This is a genomic window from Nostoc sp. KVJ20 (genome assembly GCF_001712795.1).
Classification (GTDB): domain Bacteria; phylum Cyanobacteriota; class Cyanobacteriia; order Cyanobacteriales; family Nostocaceae; genus Nostoc.
In genome coordinates this window covers 1-714 of record NZ_KV757839.1, presented here as the reverse complement: position 1 = coordinate 714, position 714 = coordinate 1, and the positions used below count along the sequence as shown (strand labels likewise).

Annotated in this window: 1 protein-coding gene; it reads right to left on the bottom strand. The window is 39.5% G+C overall.

Annotation, left to right across the window (positions count from 1 at the left end; translation table 11 throughout):
- Window positions 1-348 precede the first annotated feature (348 nt).
- Window positions 349-537 carry a hypothetical protein gene (locus A4S05_RS38165; protein ID WP_069074916.1) on the bottom strand — a complete coding sequence of 63 codons (189 nt, stop codon included), beginning with the start codon at window positions 535-537 and terminating at the stop codon, window positions 349-351.
- Between the last annotated feature and the right edge of the window lie 177 nt (window positions 538-714).

Sequence of the window (714 nt, the reverse complement as noted above, 5' to 3'; positions counted from 1 at the left end):
CCTTTTTATCCATAGATAATTAAAAGCTTTACAAAGTATTTGCTTAGTAGAAAGACATTGTGCAAAAACGCTCTCTAAGCGATAAAGATACTCTACCAGGAGCTTGAGCGATGCAACGGTATTGTGGGCAGTTATCAAAGTTGTACACAAAAAAACGTAACTACCTTTTTATGAAATTTCATGAATTACAGATAGCTACAGTCCTTATACAGTAAAGCTTCTAGCTGTAACGGGTTGCGAGTGAAAAAAATCAGCCCGTTACACCCGTTACAAATTTAGTACATGAATCTACTTTCAAAGCTAAAGAGTAACTTTTGATACGACGGTGTAGAAACCTTGAGAATGCTTTTAGCTGCGATCGCCCCTTCCCCCTTGTCCCTTCCCCCATTCCCGAATACCTTTTTTTTGTTTTGGGTGCGCGGCGGGGAGGCAATTAGATGTAGCCCAAGCAATTGCGGGGAAAATTTGAGTTTTCAAAAGTGGTGTCAAAATTTTTGGAGAGGTGCGATCGCCCAATACCCAATACCCAATGCCCATTACTCTAAAAATAGATTGGAGGTTTTGGGGTTTTGGTAGTCACGTCTGGTAGTCACGATGATTTTGGTAGTCACGATGATTAATATCTATTTATATAGAGGTCGTGACTACGGTATCAAACTCTGATACAAAATGTGGATATTTTCAGTGGTGACTACCAAATTACGTATCAAACTT

Bases quoted from the DNA above. Each gene is read 5' to 3' on its own strand.
- A4S05_RS38165 (WP_069074916.1), bottom strand. From the start codon at position 537: ATGGGCATTGGGTATTGGGTATTGGGCGATCGCACCTCTCCAAAAATT.